12 protein-coding genes are annotated in these 15,759 nt (G+C 64.6%); 8 read left to right on the top strand and 4 right to left on the bottom strand.

Annotation, left to right across the window (positions count from 1 at the left end):
* Positions 1 to 39 precede the first annotated feature (39 nt).
* The 3 genes from PQQ53_RS00060 to PQQ53_RS00050 all read left to right on the top strand — a co-directional run bounded on the left by PQQ53_RS00060 (position 40) and on the right by PQQ53_RS00050 (position 6,455).
* Positions 40 to 4,407, top strand: coding sequence for an ATP-binding protein (locus PQQ53_RS00060; protein ID WP_408323269.1), 4,368 nt, complete (start codon positions 40 to 42; stop codon positions 4,405 to 4,407).
* A 517-nt stretch (positions 4,408 to 4,924) separates the two neighbouring features.
* Positions 4,925 to 5,359, top strand: a complete 435-nt coding sequence (locus tag PQQ53_RS00055) for a CHRD domain-containing protein (RefSeq protein ID WP_408145732.1) — start codon at positions 4,925 to 4,927, stop codon at positions 5,357 to 5,359.
* A gap of 118 nt (positions 5,360 to 5,477) precedes the next feature.
* Positions 5,478 to 6,455 (top strand): alpha/beta hydrolase, encoded by a 978-nt coding sequence (locus PQQ53_RS00050; RefSeq protein WP_408323043.1) that lies wholly within the window; start codon positions 5,478 to 5,480, stop codon positions 6,453 to 6,455.
* On the opposite strand, the gene PQQ53_RS00045 is transcribed toward PQQ53_RS00050, so the two are convergent.
* A complete protein-coding gene (locus tag PQQ53_RS00045) occupies positions 6,425 to 7,264 on the bottom strand; it encodes an EcsC family protein (RefSeq protein WP_408145736.1) in 840 nt (279 codons plus the stop codon). The two genes, PQQ53_RS00050 and PQQ53_RS00045, sit on opposite strands and share 31 nt — an antisense overlap.
* Positions 7,265 to 7,416: 152 nt before the next feature.
* On the opposite strand from PQQ53_RS00045, the gene PQQ53_RS00040 reads away from it, so the two are divergent.
* Positions 7,417 to 9,012 (top strand): MDR family MFS transporter, encoded by a 1,596-nt coding sequence (locus tag PQQ53_RS00040; protein WP_408145738.1) that lies wholly within the window; start codon positions 7,417 to 7,419, stop codon positions 9,010 to 9,012.
* Positions 9,013 to 9,043: 31 nt separating this feature from the next.
* Positions 9,044 to 9,547: a MarR family winged helix-turn-helix transcriptional regulator gene (locus PQQ53_RS00035; protein ID WP_408323268.1), complete on the top strand. Its 504-nt coding sequence runs from the start codon at positions 9,044 to 9,046 to the stop codon at positions 9,545 to 9,547.
* A gap of 141 nt (positions 9,548 to 9,688) precedes the next feature.
* On the opposite strand, the gene PQQ53_RS00030 is transcribed toward PQQ53_RS00035, so the two are convergent.
* Complete coding sequence (locus PQQ53_RS00030) at positions 9,689 to 10,966, bottom strand: amino acid deaminase (protein ID WP_408145740.1); 1,278 nt, start codon at positions 10,964 to 10,966, stop codon at positions 9,689 to 9,691.
* Between the two features lie 146 nt (positions 10,967 to 11,112).
* Between PQQ53_RS00030 and PQQ53_RS00025 the strand changes: the two genes are divergently transcribed.
* From PQQ53_RS00025 to PQQ53_RS00015, 3 genes are all read left to right on the top strand, one after another.
* Positions 11,113 to 12,003: a MurR/RpiR family transcriptional regulator gene (locus PQQ53_RS00025; protein ID WP_408145742.1), complete on the top strand. Its 891-nt coding sequence runs from the start codon at positions 11,113 to 11,115 to the stop codon at positions 12,001 to 12,003.
* A gap of 3 nt (positions 12,004 to 12,006) precedes the next feature.
* Positions 12,007 to 13,488, top strand: coding sequence for an N-acyl-D-amino-acid deacylase family protein (locus PQQ53_RS00020; RefSeq protein WP_408323042.1), 1,482 nt, complete (start codon positions 12,007 to 12,009; stop codon positions 13,486 to 13,488).
* Positions 13,489 to 13,564: 76 nt separating this feature from the next.
* Complete coding sequence (locus PQQ53_RS00015; RefSeq protein WP_168670017.1) at positions 13,565 to 13,951, top strand: RidA family protein; 387 nt, start codon at positions 13,565 to 13,567, stop codon at positions 13,949 to 13,951.
* A gap of 50 nt (positions 13,952 to 14,001) precedes the next feature.
* Here PQQ53_RS00015 and queF read toward each other — a convergent pair whose 3' ends face one another.
* Complete coding sequence (queF, locus tag PQQ53_RS00010) at positions 14,002 to 14,826, bottom strand: NADPH-dependent 7-cyano-7-deazaguanine reductase QueF (RefSeq protein ID WP_408145746.1); 825 nt, start codon at positions 14,824 to 14,826, stop codon at positions 14,002 to 14,004.
* Complete coding sequence (locus PQQ53_RS00005; RefSeq protein ID WP_408323041.1) at positions 14,823 to 15,725, bottom strand: 5'-nucleotidase; 903 nt, start codon at positions 15,723 to 15,725, stop codon at positions 14,823 to 14,825. The genes queF and PQQ53_RS00005 overlap by 4 nt, the downstream gene beginning before the upstream one ends.
* Positions 15,726 to 15,759: the final 34 nt, after the last annotated feature.

Here is a 15,759-nt window from a genome sequence, read left to right as displayed (position 1 = left end):
CGGCACCTGCCGCTGTGGCTGCTCGCCGTCTGCCTGTCGATGGGCGTGATGAGGTCCGTCGCCGAGCCGTTCGGCAGCCACGCGCGCTATCCGGCCGCGCGCACGTTCCCGGCCAGGCTGACCGTCGGCGTGCTCGCGGGCGGTTGGCCGCCGTTCGACATGCTGCAGGACGGCCGCCTCACCGGCATCAGCGGCGACTATCTGCGCGCGCTGGTGGGGCCGAACGTCATTATCGAAGCGAAAGCGTATCCCGACATGCCGCAGTTGCTGGCCGCCGCCTGCGCGGGCAATGTCGATCTGTTGATGAGCGTCGCCCGCGTGCCCGAGCGCGAACAGTGCCTCGATTTCACGGCGCCGTATTTCCGCTCGTCGATCTCGGCGGTGGTGCGGCGCGACAGCGAGCGGTATGCGAGCCGTGGCGAACTGGCCGGCGCGCGCATCGCGATAGAGCGGGGTTTCGCGCTCGAGCGTCCGATCCGTGAGGGTTTTCCGCGCGCTGAAGTCCACGCGTTCGCCACTACGCACGCCGCGCTCTCCGCGGTGGCCCGCGGCGACGCAGACGCCTATTTCGGCCTGACCACGGTCGTCCAGTTCGAGTTGGCGACCGAGCCATTCCGCGATCTGCATGTCGCGTTCGACGAGAGCGGCAAAATCTCCGACCTGCGCTTTGGCGTGCCCCGCAATCAGGTCGCGCTGCGCGATCAGCTCGATCGCGCACTCGCGTCGATGAGCCCAGCAGACGCAGCGGCGATTCGCATGCGCTGGCTGTCCGGTAACTTCAACGCGCAGCCGGCCGCCGCCGCGCGTCAGTTCGTGCTGACCTCGGAAGAGAAAGCGTGGCTTCGGTCGTTGCCGCCATTGCAGATCGGCTTCGACAGCAACTGCCCGCCGTTCAGCTTCATCGACGAATCGGGCCGCCCTGCCGGCATGACAGCCGACTATCTGGCATACCTGAGCCGCGCTCTCGGCGTCGTCTTCAACCGCACCCGGCTGTCCGACTGGTCGGCCAACGTCGAGGCGTTCCAGCGCGGCGAACTGGCGATTCTGCCCATGGCGTCCAGCAACGGGCCAACACTGAATAACGTCGCCCATACTCGCGCCTACGCGAGCTACCCGATGGTGGCCGTCGGCCGCGCCGGCGAACCGGCGCGCGCGTTCGAAGATTTCATGTCGCGCCGTATCGTCATCCCGGCTCGTGTTGCCAGTTCGGTCCCGCATGCGTTCGAAGCCGCTGCGCCCGATCACATCGTCGTCGCGCCCAGCACGGACGACGCATTGCGAATGGTCGCAGCCGGCGAAGCGGACTTGACGGTCGGCAACCTGGCCGCCGTCGATAGCCGCCTGAAGCGTCGCTATGGCGGCGCTCTCAAGATTCTCGGCGCGCTCGGCGAATCCGACTCGCTCTACATCGCGGTGCGCTCGGACCTGAAGCCGCTCGCCGGGCTGATCGATCGCGCGCTGCTGGCCATGCCGGCGGCGGAGGAGCAGCGCATCCGGCAACGCTGGGTGAGCGGCGTGATTCCGGACACCGGCCTATGGAGCGTGAGCGCGGTGCGTCTGCTGCCGGTGCTGATCGGCGTCGGCGTCGTACTGGTGGTCACGTTGCGCGCCTATCTGCTGCTGCAACGGGAAGTCAGACTGCGCAAGCGGACCGAGCGCGCGCTCGCGCTGCAACTGAATTTCCAGGAATCCATGATGCAGACGGTCCCCTATGCGCTGGTCGCCAAAGATCTGGCGGGGCGCTACATCGCGGTCAACCGGGCCTATGAGAAGGCGTGCGGCATCAGCCGCGAGGCAGTGCTCGGACGCACGACGATCGATGTGCGGACATGGGGCGATGCGAACAGCCGCATTCTCGACGGCATGACGCGCGAGGTGCTGAAGAGCGGCGGCATTGCCGAAGTGGAATTGCAGTTCTGCAGCAGCACGGGCGATGTGCGGCATGGGCTGTTCTGGAACAGCGTGTGCCACGGCAGCGATGGACAACCCGTTTGCCTCGTCGGCGCGATGGTCGACATCACCACTATCCGGCGCGCCGAAATGCTCGCGCACGACACCGAGCGGCGCCTCTTCGACGTGACGCGTTCATTGCCGGCCGTGGTGTTTCAGTTGCGCCGCACCGCGGGCGGCGCGTACTCGTTTCCGTATATCGGCGGCGACACGCGGCACCTGTTGGGCGACAACGGCGTGTCGCTGAGTCATCGCGCTCAGGTGGACTTCGATCGTGTAGCGGAAGAAGACCGGGAGTTCGTGCAGGCTGAACTGGAGCGCTCGGCGCGCAGCGAAACGCCGGTACACATGGAGTTTCGCCTGCGCGGCGGGCAGCAGCCCAAGTGGGTGCGCGCCGAGCTGGTGCCGCGCCGTGAAGCGGATGGCAGCGTCGTGTGGAGCGGCTTCTGGGTGGACGCGAGCGTGGAGCGTGCCCGCTCCGAGGAACTCGCTCGCGCGCGCGACATGGCCGAGGCGGCTTCGCGCGCGAAAGACGATTTCTTCGCGATGATGAGCCATGAAATCCGCACGCCGATGAACGGCGTGCTGGGGCTGGTCGAAGTGCTGGAGCGCACGCCGCTCAATACGGATCAAGGGGAGATGCTGAGCATGATCCACGAGTCGGCGGGCGCGCTGCTGCAGATTCTCGACGACCTGCTCGACTATTCGAAGATCGAAGCGGGCCGGCTGACGCTCGAAGCGGAGCCGATCGACCTGCGTGAGCTGGTCGACAATGCCGTCGGACTGCTCGCGGGCCGCGCGCACGAGAAGGGGTTGAAAGTGCGCGTGAACATTGCATCGGACGTCGCCGCCACACTGCGCGGCGACAGTGTGCGATTGCGGCAGATTCTGTTCAACCTGCTCGGCAATGCGATCAAATTCACGCCGCAGGGCGAGGTCGACGTCGACGTGTTGGTCGTCGAGCAGAACGGAGCCGCGCAGACGCTCGAAATGAGTGTGGAGGACACCGGCATCGGCATCGCGCCGGACGTGCAGGCCAGTCTGTTCGAGCCGTTCGTGCAGGCAGAGTCGTCCACCACGCGGCGCTTCGGCGGCACCGGCCTCGGGCTGACGATCTGCCGCAAGCTGATCGACCTGATGGGCGGCACGCTCGCGTTGCGGAGCGTGCCGGGTCACGGCACCTGCATGATCGTGCGGGTCACGATGCCAGTCGTGGCGCAGCGCTATTCCGTGAGCCGCCTGCGGGGCAAACACGGGATTGTCGCGACCGGTGACAGGCGGGTCGGCCATGCGCTGATGCATTTCGGCAAGGCGCTCGGGCTCAAGTTGCGCAGCGTCGCGCCGCACGCCAGCGCACTGCGTGACCGCGCCACGCTGGCCAACGTGGATTTGCTGTTCGTGAGCGAGGACGTGCAGTTGCCCGCATGCCTCGGCCCGGATACACAGGTCATCATCCTGACGGAGAAGCCGAAGCCGACGGGGTATCGCATTCTCGACAATACCGTGCGCGTGAGCGTCAACCCCATTTCGTGGCGCGGTCTTGGCGCGGCGTGCGCCGCCGCGATGACCGGACTGCCTTCGATGGCGCGGCCTGCGGCAGGCCTGCCGCGCACGGCCGAAGGCGTCATGACGCCGCCGGACCGTGAGCGCGCCATCGCGAGCGGGCGGTTGATCCTTGTCGCGGAAGATCATCCGGTCAACCAGGAACTGATTCGTCATCAACTGGCTTTGCTCGGTTTCGCGTGCGACGTCGCGAACGACGGCGCGCAAGCGCTGGCCGCGCTGGAGCGCACGAACTATGGCTGTCTGATCACGGATTGTCATATGCCGAATCTGTCCGGCTACGAACTCACGCGACACATCCGGGAGAACGAGCGGGGCTGCACGCAGCGTCTGCCGATTCTCGGCATCACGGCGAACACCGCGCCCGACGATCTGAATTTATGCCGCGATGCCGGCATGGACGATAGTCTCGTGAAGCCGACCCGGCTCGCCACGTTGCGCGACTATCTGAGCCGCTGGTTCGGCATCGACAGTGCGTGGCAGACCGCGCCCGCGGAAACGCAGAGCGAGCCGGAGGTCGCCGGGCCGCTCGCGCAGGGTGGCGAGGAGCCGTTCGTTCCGGTCGATCTCACGCACATGACGCAACTGTGGGGCAGCTCGTCGACCGTCAAGGCATTGCTCGACGCGTTCGTTTCAGCGGTGCGTGAAGACATGCAGTCGTTGTCGCCGCTGCTCGAACGCGTGGAGATTGCGGGTGTGCGCGAATGGCTGCATCGGGTGGAAGGGGCCGCGGGCGTGCTGCAATATCCGCCGCTGCTCAACGCGCTCGACGACTATCGCCGCGACATTGCCCTCAAGTCACCGGAGCGATTGCGCGACGAAGGTCGGGCACTGATCGACAAATGCAATGCGATGCTCGACGGTATCGAGCAGCAGGCGGCTTTGCTCGCGTAGGGGCTCAACGAATGCCGGTGAGTGCAGGCGAATGCAAAAAATGCAGGCGAGTACGCGATAACCAGGCAAAAAGCGAACGAAAAAAAACGCGGCCGAGGCCGCGTTAAAGGTTTGGAGACTTCCCTCGATGAAGGAGTCACTTCTCGCAGGCGGAAGCATAACCGGGATGCCGCGATTGATTCATTACAAAATTCGCAAATAATTGTTCAGATAATTCGAGTAAAGCACCGGCGAAGACAAGCGGCTCAATTGTTAAATTGATCTAAACAGGGGCTCGAAATGGGTTGAGGGTGCGTGCTGCGAGTTCGCCATGGCGAACGCAGTCACGCATGACGAACGCGACAAACAGGTTCGGATAACTACAGATCCAGCCCGCGCCGCGATAGAGCGGCAATGTCGCCATCGATTCGAACACGCTCGCCACGCCAACATATCCGAGGAATTTGCACTAGTATGTGGTGGCTCCGCGCGTGGCCGAACTCTCGGTGCGGCGGCGCATCAAAGTCCGGAGAAGACCATGATTTCGCTGCGAAAATTGAATCTGGCCGTGGTGGTGTGGGCGCTGGCGTCGGGGGCCGCGTTCGCGGATACGGTGGCACTGAAGGCGGACCTCGAGCCGTCGAGCGAAGTGCCGCCTCGCGTGAGTCATGGGCACGGCATGCTGAACGCGACCTTCGATACGAAGACGCAATCCCTGCAATGGACCGTCACCTATGAAGGCTTGAGCGGCGCGCCCACCGCCGCGCATTTCCACGGACCGGCGCCGGTCGGGCAGAACGCGAAGGTCCAGGTGCCGATCGACAAGGGTGCGCTCGCGAGCCCGATCAAAGGATCGGCGGCGCTCACCGAGCAACAGGTCACCGACCTGATGGCCGGACAGTGGTACTTCAACGTGCATACCGCGCAGAACCCGACGGGCGAGATTCGCGGGCAGGTGTTGCCGGCGAACTAGAAGACGCTCACCTGACCCCCAAGGTGGGCCACCGGTTATCCGATTAGAAGCCGCCGTCCACAGGCGCGGCCGCGAACGCACGTACCATGACGGGACATTATCGAAGGAGTGTGTCCTGATGAGTTGGCAAAGCGCACTCGCATGCTGGTATCTGCGCAGGCAGTTTCGACCGGAAACCTTCGCGCCTCGCATCGATGTCGCGAAAGCGCGTGCGCTGACCGCAAAGCGTGTCTGGTCGCCGCGCGTGCCGCGCGACTGGCGTCTGCGCGAAACGTACCGCACGCACGATGCGCCGCTGCGCGGCGAGTGGCTGGAGCGCGCCGCTCAGGCGCCGGCCGTCCACGCACCGCCGACCGTGCTGTACTGCCACGGCGGCGGCTACTACTTCTGCTCCCCACGTACACATCGCTCGCTCGTGTTCGGACTGGCGACGCGTGCCGATACGCGGGTCTTTTCCCTCGACTACCGTCTTGCGCCCGAGCATCGCTACCCGGCCGCGCTCGACGATGCGAGCGCGGCATATCGACAGTTGCTCGCCATGGGCATCGCGCCGGAGTCGATCGTGATCGCGGGCGATTCAGCCGGCGGCGGCCTCGCGCTCGCCACGCTGGTGGCGCTGCGCGACGCCGGTGATCCACTGCCCGCAGGCGGCCTGCTGTTTTCACCGTGGACCGATCTGGCGGCGGCCGGCGCCAGCATCCGCGGTAACGACAGCGTCGATCCGATGTTCTGCGGCGCCGCGATCGCGCGTGCCGCGAAGGTCTATCTCGGTGATACACCGGCCACCGATCCGTATGCGTCGCCGGTTTATGCCGATCTGCACCGCTTGCCGCCGCTTTTCATCATGGCGGGCAGCACCGAAGTGTTGCTCGACGACTCGCAACGCGTCGCCGACAACGCGCGTGCGGCGGGCGTCGACTGCGAGTTCGAGGTGTGGAAGAAGATGCCGCACGTCTGGCCGCTGTTCGCGCCGTTCATTCCGGAAGCGAATCGCGCGCTCGATCATGCGGCCGCTTTCGTGCGGCGCGCGACGAGCCGCGCCGCGAACGGGGAACAAGGGGCCGCTCAACCGTCGAGTGCGACGTCGAGAGTCTGATACACGGCTTCGATCGTGTCCTGACCGTACTGCCGTTCCAGCCGACGCACGGTGAAATGGCCGTGCGCGACCTGCTGGAAATGGTCGATAAAGACGGTATTGACCATCGCCCCAAGCACCGCGCCGATCGCCGGAATCGATTTGGCGGCGATCTGTTCGCTCACCTGCACCGAGAAGCGCGCGGCGATCGCATGCACCAGCCGCAGCAATGCCGCCGAACCATGCGAGGTGAAGCCCTTGGTCGCGATCTCCGACGACGCCTTCGATACCGCCTGCGCGAGCGCGCCGCGCATGAAGAAATAGCCGTACTCGGCGTCGTCGTCTTCGCTCGACGTGCCGCCCATGCCGAGCACGGTCAGACACTGCAGCTGCGTGTCGATCGACGACAGATCCTCGCCCTCGCTGCGCGCGATGTCGCAGATCGAGCGGAACATCAGCGTGGTCGTGACCGGCAACTCGACCGGCAGCGCGAACAGTCCGAAGGCGCCGCCGGCCGCGCCGGTCGTGGCCACCGCGAACTTGTGCAGCAGGTTGCTCGGCTTGTCCGGCGCGATCAGGGACGTGGCGTCGCGCCGGTTCAGCGTGCGCAGCGCGATCGACAGGCACTTGCGTAGCGCCAACTCGGTCGCGTCGGTAACCTTGGCGTTGGCGAATGCCGGAAGCCGCGCCAACAGCTTTTCGATCGGCGCGCCAACGACGCTCGCGAGCTTCATCGCCAGCGCGGGGCTTTCGAGTTGATGTTTCGCGCGCCGCAGCGCGGTCAGATCCTGCTCCGATAAGGATGGTGTTGCGAGCGAACTCGGCTGCATGGGCCTCCCTGGCGTCATGTCATGTGCATTTATCGATCGATTGCCGGCGCGTCGAACCGCGCGGGCACGTCCCGCTTAGAGCGCCACACCGTGGTATGATTCCCAATCGTTTGACGAGTCAACTGTTGCGCTATCAAAAGCTCCGCTAAAAAATGGCTGTCCATACCGCGGCCCACCACTCGAGTGGGCAAGTTTTACCCTTCCGTGAATCCTTGCTGGCGATGCTCGGCATCTCGTTCGTCACGATGCTGGTCGCGCTCGACCAGACCGTGGTGGGCACCGCGCTGCCCACCATCGTCTCAGAACTGAGAGGCTTCGAGCTGTACGCGTGGGTCGCCACGTCGTATCTGCTCACCTCGGTGATCACGGTGCCGATTTTCGGCCGTCTCGGCGATTACTACGGGCGCAAGCCATTCGTGATCGCGTCGATCGTCGTGTTCACCGCGGCGTCGGTGCTGTGCGGCGCGGCTAACAACATGCTGTTCCTCGTGCTCGCGCGCGGCTTGCAGGGCATCGGCGGCGGGATGCTGGTCGGCACCGCATTCGCCTGCATTCCCGATCTCTTTCCCGACTCGGTCGTGCGCCTGCGCTGGCAGGTGCTGATGAGTTCGGCGTTCGGCATTGCGAACGCGGTGGGGCCGTCGCTCGGTGGCTTTCTCACGCAGTACTACGGCTGGCGTTCGGTGTTCTACGTGAATCTGCCAGTCGGGCTGTTGTCGCTGTTTTTCGTCTGGCGCTTCCTGCCGCATCTGCGGCACGTCGAGCACGAGGGCAAGATGCGGCTCGACTGGCCCGGTGCGGTGCTGATCGCGGTGGCGCTCGGCTCGCTGCAGTTGTTCGTCGAGTTGCTGCCGAAACACGGCGTGACGCTGAGCGCGTTCGCGCTGCTCGCGCTGAGCATCGCCTCGGCCTACGCGCTCTGGCAGTGGGAAAAACGCTGCCCGACGGCGATCCTGCCGGTCGACATGTTCCGCAACCGCAGTCTTGCCGCGCTCTTCACGCTCGCGGTGCTCGGCGGCTTCACGATGTTCTCGTTGCTGTTCTACGCGCCGCTGCTGTTTCAGGGCGGCTTCGGCATGTCGCCGAAAGAAGCGGGGCTCGTCATTACGCCGCTGGTGGTGTTCATCACGATCGGCAGCATTGCCAACGGGCGCATCGTGTCGCGCGTGAGCAATCCGAATCTGATGCTGTACATCGGCTTTTCGCTGGTGGCGTTGTCGTGCCTTGGCATTGTCGTCGCGACGCGGTCCATGCAGCAATGGGTGCTGATGTCGTTCATGGTGGTCGGCGGCCTCGGGCTCGGTTTCGTCATGCCGAACCTGACGATCTTCGCGCAGCAGACGGCGGGCCGCGAACATCTCGGCATCGCGACGGCGCTGCTGCAGTCGCTGCGGATGATCGGCGGGATGATCGGCACGGCGCTGACCGGCACGCTGGTCAGCCACCTGTACGCGAGCGGCGTGCGCAGCGCGCTCGACAGCGCGAACGCATCGCACTGGTTCGCCGATCTCGGCGATCCGCAAATCCTGATCAACCGGGAAGCACAGACCACCCTGGTCGAGCAGCTGACGCATGCGGGCCACAACGGCGCGATGCTGCTCGAAAGCGCGCGCGAGGCGCTCGTCGGGGCGATTCATCTGGGCCTCGCAATGGCGGCGATCATCGCCGTGGTGTCCGTGTGGCAAAGCCGCCGCGTGCCGCCGATCAAGCTCCAGCGCAAGCTCGAGCCCGTGATCCACGCGGACTGATTTTTAGACTTACCGTTTGACTGAACAGATCATGGAAGAACAGGACCGCGTCGCCGTCATGCAGCAATTTGGCCGCACTTATCGGGCGTTCATGTCCGCGTTCGAGGCGCAGGTCGGCCATCCGCTGCCGCGCTGGCGCATTCTGCTCGCGTTGCACGAGCAAGCGGGCGAATCGTCGCAGAAACGGCTGGTCGAACGCCTGCGGGTCGATCCGGGCGCGCTCACGCGGCAGCTGAAAACGCTGGAAGGATTGGGCTGGATTGCGCGCAGCATGGATGCGCGCGACAACCGCGTCACCAATGTGCGGCTGACGGAGGCGGGGCAGTCGGCGACCGAAGCGAGCTTGCCGCGTCGCAACGCGTTTTTGCACGACACGATGGCCGCGCTGCCAGACGATGCGCTGGGGGCGCTGTCGGGCGCGCTGAAGATGCTTGAAGCGCGGATCGGTGAAGTTGCAGCCGCGGCGAGTGCAGTTGGTGCTGAGGTAGGACAGGCAGGTGAAGCGGCACACAGTGGGGCGTTGCGGCAGCCCTGATTCACTACCGCGTTCGTCGCGTGGGTGGCCTACGGACGCCGCTGGAATGCATTTGCCTTGCGTTGTCCAAGCCACTAATGATCAAAACCACCGCAAGCGGCGCGCCTTGTCACCGCAAGGCGCGCGCCACTCACGGCCACATCAGAAGAACGTTTCGATCACTTCCGTCACGCGATACGCCGGATCGACCACCAGCACCTGACGCCACTTATCGAACGTCAGACACGGGTGCGAGATGTCGAACGCGATCATGTCGCCCACTTTCAGATCGGCGCCGGCGGGAATCCGCAGATACGCGTGCTGATCCATCAGGCCGAAAATTTCCCAGCCTTCGCTCGCCGCGATATCGCGCGGCGCAACATTCCCCGGACGATAGTGACGCGCCGGTTCCGGCATGCCCGCGTCGAACGCGGAGTCGCGCTTGCCGAGGCCGATGATCGCGCGATCGGGCTCCGGAATCGACTGCACGTACGCCCACAATTGCAGCGCCGGCAGCAGGCCTTCGCCCATTTTCTTCGCGACCGGATTGCGCGCGAAGATATCCGTCTGCGCCTTGCGATAGACGCCGACGTCGTGCGTCAGATAGCAGCCGGGACGCAGCACGACTTCGACCTTGCCGGTCTCCGACGCCTTCACGAATTCTTCCGCCACCACGTCGTACCACGCGGAACCCGCACCCGACAGCACCGCCGGCGTGCGCGCGAAACGCCCCTCTTCGACGAGCGCACGTGTGACCGCGACCGCGCTTTGCAGGAACTCGCGCACCTCGTGCTCTTCCTTCAGCACGCCTTCATACAACTCGACACCGGCGAGCTTCAGCACATCCGGATAGCGGGCGATCGCGGCGAGCACCGCGTTGCGCTGCGCTTCGTCGCGCACGCCCGTGCGGCCGCCCGGCACGCCGAGTTCGAGCAGCACTTGCAACGGCTTCTTCACCGACGTGAAGAACTCGCCCAATTGCTCGACGCCTTCGACGGAGTCGACGAGACAGAAGAATTCGAAGTCCGGGTCGCTCAGCAGCTCGGCGACCATCATCATGTTGTGGCGGCCCACCAGCTGATTGGCCATCAGGATGCGCGAGACGCCGCCGTGATACGCCGCGCGCACCTGATGCGCGGTGGCGAGCGTGATGCCCCACGCGCCGGTTTCGAGCTGGCGGCGAAACAACTGCGGGGCCATCGTGGTCTTACCGTGCGGCGCGAGCTTCACACCGTACTGCGCGACGAACGCCTGCATCCACTTGAGGTTGTGCTCAACGCGATCCGCGTACAGCACGGCCGCCGGCAGGCTCACGTCCTCGTTGAGCAGGTTCCATTCGAGGCGCGGGGCATCCGTGAGCTGGATGCTGGTGCCCGGAACCATGCCCAAGCCCTTGCTATAAGGATCAATCGTTGCGCCCTGATAGTTTGTAACTTTCATGTCTCCTTGCTCCATCGTCCAGTTAAATTGAATCAAATTTGACTTTACCATGTTACCGAAAGTACGATGGGAGGAGAAATGTTATTTAGTACCACGGCGTTCCGAAGGCATATTGCAAGCCTTCGCGCGATCTCCCCCAGTCCGCCATGAACTCAACCGCCGAACCGCTGGCTTTCGACATCGTCGCGCGCATCGCCGAATGTGCGCCGGACCTGCGCTCGGCCGAACGCAAGGTCGCCGCGCTGATCCTCGACGATCTGACGGGCGCCTCGCGCGCCAGCATCGGCGCGCTCGCGCAGCAGGCGGAGGTGAGCGTCGCGACCGTCACGCGTTTCGCCAAGGCGGTCGGTTGCCGCGACGTGCGCGAACTGAAGCTGCGGCTCGCGCAGGCGGCGGCGGTCGGGCAGCGTTTCCTGCAGCCGGGCGGCGCAACGGACGTACCCGAGCCGATCGCGACCCGCGTATTCGACGAACTGCAAACCGCGCTGGCCCATAACCATCAACTGTTGCGTAATGCGCCGCTCGATGAAGCGGCCAGCGCCTTGCGCGCGGCGCGCATGATCTACGTGTTCGGCATGGGTGGCGGCTCGACCGCGCTCGCCGACGAGATGCGCTTTCGGCTCGTGCGTCTCGGCCGCCCGGTCGCGACCTATCAGGACGGCTTGTTGCAGCGCATGGTGGCGAGCACCGTGTCGCGCGAATGTGTGGTGATCGCGTTGTCCACCACCGGACGCGTGCCGGAGATGATCGAGAACTGCAAGATCGCGCGCAGCTACGGCGCGACCGTGATCGCGCTGACCGCGCCCACCTCGCCGCTGGCGAAGCTCGCGGACTGGGTGATCCCGATCGTCGCATTCGAAACCGATTTCATTTACAAGCCGTCGTCGTCGCGCTACGCGATGATGATGGCGCTCGATGTGCTCGTCACCGAACTTGCCGTCAGTCAGGGTGACGAGAGCCGCGAATTGCTGCGCCGCATGAAGCACGCGCTCGACGCGCATCGCGGCGGCGGCGATCGACAACCGTTAGGAGACTGATCCATGCACTCGCATCCCGAAGCCGCCGATACGCTGATCGTCGGCGCGCAACTGTATGACGGCACGGGCGCACCGCCTGTCGAACGCGACGTGGCGGTCCGCGACGGCCGCATCGTCGCGATCGGCAATCTGTCGAACTGGCTTGCCGAAGAAGTGGTCGAGGCGGAAGGCCGCGCGCTGGCGCCGGGCTTCATCGACGTCCACACGCACGACGACACGCACGTGATCCAGTCGCCGCAAATGCTGCCGAAGATTACGCAAGGCGTGACGACGGTGATCGTCGGCAATTGCGGGATCAGCGCGTCGCCGGTGGCACTGAAGGGCGATCCGCCCGATCCGATGAACCTGCTCGGCGAGCGCGACGCGTTCAAGTATCCGACTTTCGCCGAGTACGTGAAGGCGGTGAACGCCGCGCGTCCGGCGGTGAACGTCGGCGCGTTGATCGGCCACACGGCATTGCGCAGCAATCAGATGGACCGGCTCGATCGCGCGGCCACGCCGCAGGAAATCGACGGCATGCGCGCGCAACTCGAAGAGGCGCTGGCCAATGGCGCGCTGGGTTTGAGTTCGGGGCTTGCGTACGGTTCGGCGTTCGCCGCGCCGACCGAAGAAGTGATGGCGTTGGCCGAACCGCTCGCCGCCGCGGGCGCACTGTACACCACACACATGCGCACCGAATTCGACGCGATTCTTGACGCGATGGACGAGGCGTACCGCGTCGGCCGTCACGCGCATGTGCCGGTCGTGATCTCGCATCTGAAGTGCGCGGGGCCGTCGAACTGGGGGCGCAGCGAAGAGGTGCTGAAGTCGCTCGAAGGCGCGCGGCGCATGCAGCCGATCGGTTGCGATTGCTATCCGTACAACCGTAGCTCGTCGACGCTCGATCTGAAGCAGGTGACGGGCGACATCGATATCACGATCACGTGGTCCGAGCCGCATCCCGAGATGGCGGGCAAGCTCGTCAAGGAGATCGCGGCGGAGTGGGGCGTCACGCAGCAGGAGGCGGGCAAGCGTTTGCAACCGGCGGGCGCGGTGTATCACAACATGTCCGAAGACGACGTGCGGCGCATCCTCTCGCATCCGGCGACGATGGTCGGCTCGGACGGTTTGCCGAACGACCCGCTGCCGCATCCGCGCTTGTGGGGTGCGTTTCCGCGCGTGCTTGGCCATTACGCGCGCGACGCCGGTCTGCTGCCGCTCGAAGAGGCTGTGCGCAAGATGACCAGTCTGTCGGCGCGTCGTTTTGGTCTGGCGCAGCGTGGCGAAGTGCAAATCGGCTATCACGCCGACCTGGTGTTGTTCAGCCCGGACAAGGTGCGCGACGCGGCAACGTTCGACAAGCCGCAGCAGGCGGCCGACGGGATCGACGCGGTCTGGGTGAACGGCGTGCTGTCGTATCGCGATGGCGCGGTGACGGGCGAGCGGGCCGGTCACTTCGTGGCGCGCGGCGCGCCGTCGAAGGGTGACGCGCACGGCGCGTTCTAACTATTTTTGTTCGATTGATGGCGGTGCGCGCGGCGCTGGTGCCGGGCGCGTGCCGGACTTTTTAAGGAGTGTGATGATGAAGCGTTATGGCGTTGAAGGCGGAAAGGGAACGGGCGGTCAGCATATGCCGTTTTCGCGTGCGGTCGAAGCGGACGGCTGGCTCTTCGTGTCCGGTCAAACGCCGATGGAAAACGGCGAAGTGATCAATGGCGGCATCGTCGAGCAATCGCACAAGGCGATTCAGAACGTGTTCGCCATTCTGAAGGAAGCGGGCTACGGCGCGGAGCATGTGGTCCGCTGCGGTGTGTGGCTCGACGATCCGCGTGACTTCGCGTCGTTCAACAAGGTGTTCCGCGAATACTTCGGCGAGAATCCGCCGGCGCGCGCCTGCGTGGTGTCGTCGATGGTGATCGACTGCAAGGTGGAAGTGGATTGCGTCGCGTATAAGAAGCCGACGGCTTGAGGCGTTGCGTTCGCCGCGGTTGACTGAACCTGCGGCGAAACGCGTCGTTGTTACTGCCGGGCGAGGCGCACGTTGTCCGGCATCGGCAGGTTGTAGTTGGTGCGGAACGGGTTGATGTCCAGCCCGCCGCGCCGCGTATAGCGTGCATACACCGCGAGCTTGACCGGCTTGCAGGCCTTCAGCACGTCGATAAAAATCCGCTCGACGCACTGCTCGTGAAAGCCGGTGTGATTGCGGTACGAGATGATGTAGCGCAGCAAGCCCGCATGATCGATCTGCGGGCCGACGTAGTGAATCTGCACGCTGCCCCAATCGGGCTGACCGGTCACGGGACAGTTCGACTTCAACAGGTTGGAAAACAGCGTTTCCTCGACCGGCGCTTCATCGTGCGCCGCGCTCAGCAGCGACGCGTCCGGGTGATAAACGTCGGTATCCAGATCCAGCCGATCCAGCGACAAGCCTTCGAATTCTTCCATCTGCAGCTTGCCGAATTCATACGGCGCGGCCAGATGAACCGACACCGTCGCGCCGCAGGAAGCGGAGACGTCGCGCCGGATCGTGTCGCGCACCACGTTCATCGACTCGAACGCCGTCTGCGCGAACGAGCCCAGATACAGCTTGAATGACTTCGACTCGACGATATTGGGCGAGTCGGCCGGCACGAAGAAGGTCGCCACCGCGATCTGCGGTTTGCCGCGTGCGTTCAGCCAGGACAGCTCGTAAGCATTCCAGATGTCCGTGCCGAAAAACGGCAACTGCGCGCCAATGCCGATCGCCTCGCGCGCGTTTTTTCGCGCGATCGGAAACAGCAGCGATGCGTCGTATTGTTCGGTGTAAGTGGAGGCCTTACCCAGCGGAGATTGTTCGGGTGTCATGATGCATTCACGATGCCACTTAGCACGTGTCCGGTCGCCGTCACGACGCGGGCCGATTCGCAGTGGCCAATTTGGTCGTCGAAGAAAAAGTCCGGCTCGAACTCGCGCAGGAATGCGCTCTTGTCGAGGCCGCCGAGGAACATCGCTTCGTCGATTTCGATGTTCCACGCCATCAGGGTGCGGATCGCGCGTTCGTGCGCGGGCGCCGAGCGCGCCGTCACCAATGCCGTACGAATATGCATCGGTGCGGCTTCATCCGCGAGTTTTTGCAGCCGGTGCAGCGCTTCGAGCAACGGCTTCAACGGACCGTCCGCGAGCGGCAAGTCCTTGTTGTGAATCTCGTGGCCGACGAAGGCGCGCAGGCCGTCTTTCTGGAACACGCGTTCCGCTTCGTCGGAAAACAGCACGGCGTCGCCGTCGAACGCAATGCGGATTTCGTCGGGATACTTGCTCGCCATTTTCGCCGATTCGGGCAACACGCGTGCAGCCGGAAATCCGGCGGCCAGCGCGTCGCGCACGTCCTGCTGATTCGCGGACAGAAACAGCGATGCGTTCAGCGGCTTCAGATAGCCGAAAGGCGCGCGTCCACGCGTGAAGACGCCGCGCTCGATCGCGAGCCCGTGTTCGCGGCACGAATGAAACGCGCGCAATCCGCTGATCGGATCGCTGCGTGACAGGATCACCACTTCGACGCGATGCCCGCCGGCGTTAAGCGCGAGCAGCTTGCGGATCAGCGCAAACGCAACGCCTGGTTTGGCGGGCACGGTGAGCCGGTCGCGTTGCAACGCTTCGTAGGTGTGCAGGTCGCCTTCTTCGTACACACGGTTCTCTTCTTCGAAGTCGAACAGCGCGCGCGAGGAGATTGCCACCACGAGTTTGTCGGCGAGCGAGAGAGCCATCTGCGCGTTTCAGTCCTTGTTATGCCAGAAACAG

It is taken from the genome of Paraburkholderia strydomiana (genome assembly GCF_046030495.1).
Lineage (GTDB): Bacteria > Pseudomonadota > Gammaproteobacteria > Burkholderiales > Burkholderiaceae > Paraburkholderia > Paraburkholderia strydomiana_A.
The sequence above is the reverse complement of the archived record's forward strand: the minus strand, read 5'-3'. Positions and strand labels throughout refer to the sequence as shown.

Bases quoted from the DNA above. Each gene is read 5' to 3' on its own strand.
- PQQ53_RS00040 (WP_408145738.1), top strand. From the start codon at position 7,417: ATGGCTGTCCATACCGCGGCCCACCACTCGAGTGGGCAAGTTTTACCC.
- PQQ53_RS00025 (WP_408145742.1), top strand. From the start codon at position 11,113: ATGAACTCAACCGCCGAACCGCTGGCTTTCGACATCGTCGCGCGCATC.
- PQQ53_RS00030 (WP_408145740.1), bottom strand. From the start codon at position 10,966: ATGAAAGTTACAAACTATCAGGGCGCAACGATTGATCCTTATAGCAAG.
- PQQ53_RS00015 (WP_168670017.1), top strand. From the start codon at position 13,565: ATGAAGCGTTATGGCGTTGAAGGCGGAAAGGGAACGGGCGGTCAGCAT.
- PQQ53_RS00020 (WP_408323042.1), top strand. From the start codon at position 12,007: ATGCACTCGCATCCCGAAGCCGCCGATACGCTGATCGTCGGCGCGCAA.
- PQQ53_RS00060 (WP_408323269.1), top strand. From the start codon at position 40: ATGGGCGTGATGAGGTCCGTCGCCGAGCCGTTCGGCAGCCACGCGCGC.
- PQQ53_RS00035 (WP_408323268.1), top strand. From the start codon at position 9,044: ATGGAAGAACAGGACCGCGTCGCCGTCATGCAGCAATTTGGCCGCACT.
- PQQ53_RS00055 (WP_408145732.1), top strand. From the start codon at position 4,925: ATGATTTCGCTGCGAAAATTGAATCTGGCCGTGGTGGTGTGGGCGCTG.
- PQQ53_RS00050 (WP_408323043.1), top strand. From the start codon at position 5,478: ATGAGTTGGCAAAGCGCACTCGCATGCTGGTATCTGCGCAGGCAGTTT.
- PQQ53_RS00005 (WP_408323041.1), bottom strand. From the start codon at position 15,725: ATGGCTCTCTCGCTCGCCGACAAACTCGTGGTGGCAATCTCCTCGCGC.
- PQQ53_RS00045 (WP_408145736.1), bottom strand. From the start codon at position 7,264: ATGCAGCCGAGTTCGCTCGCAACACCATCCTTATCGGAGCAGGATCTG.
- queF (WP_408145746.1), bottom strand. From the start codon at position 14,826: ATGACACCCGAACAATCTCCGCTGGGTAAGGCCTCCACTTACACCGAA.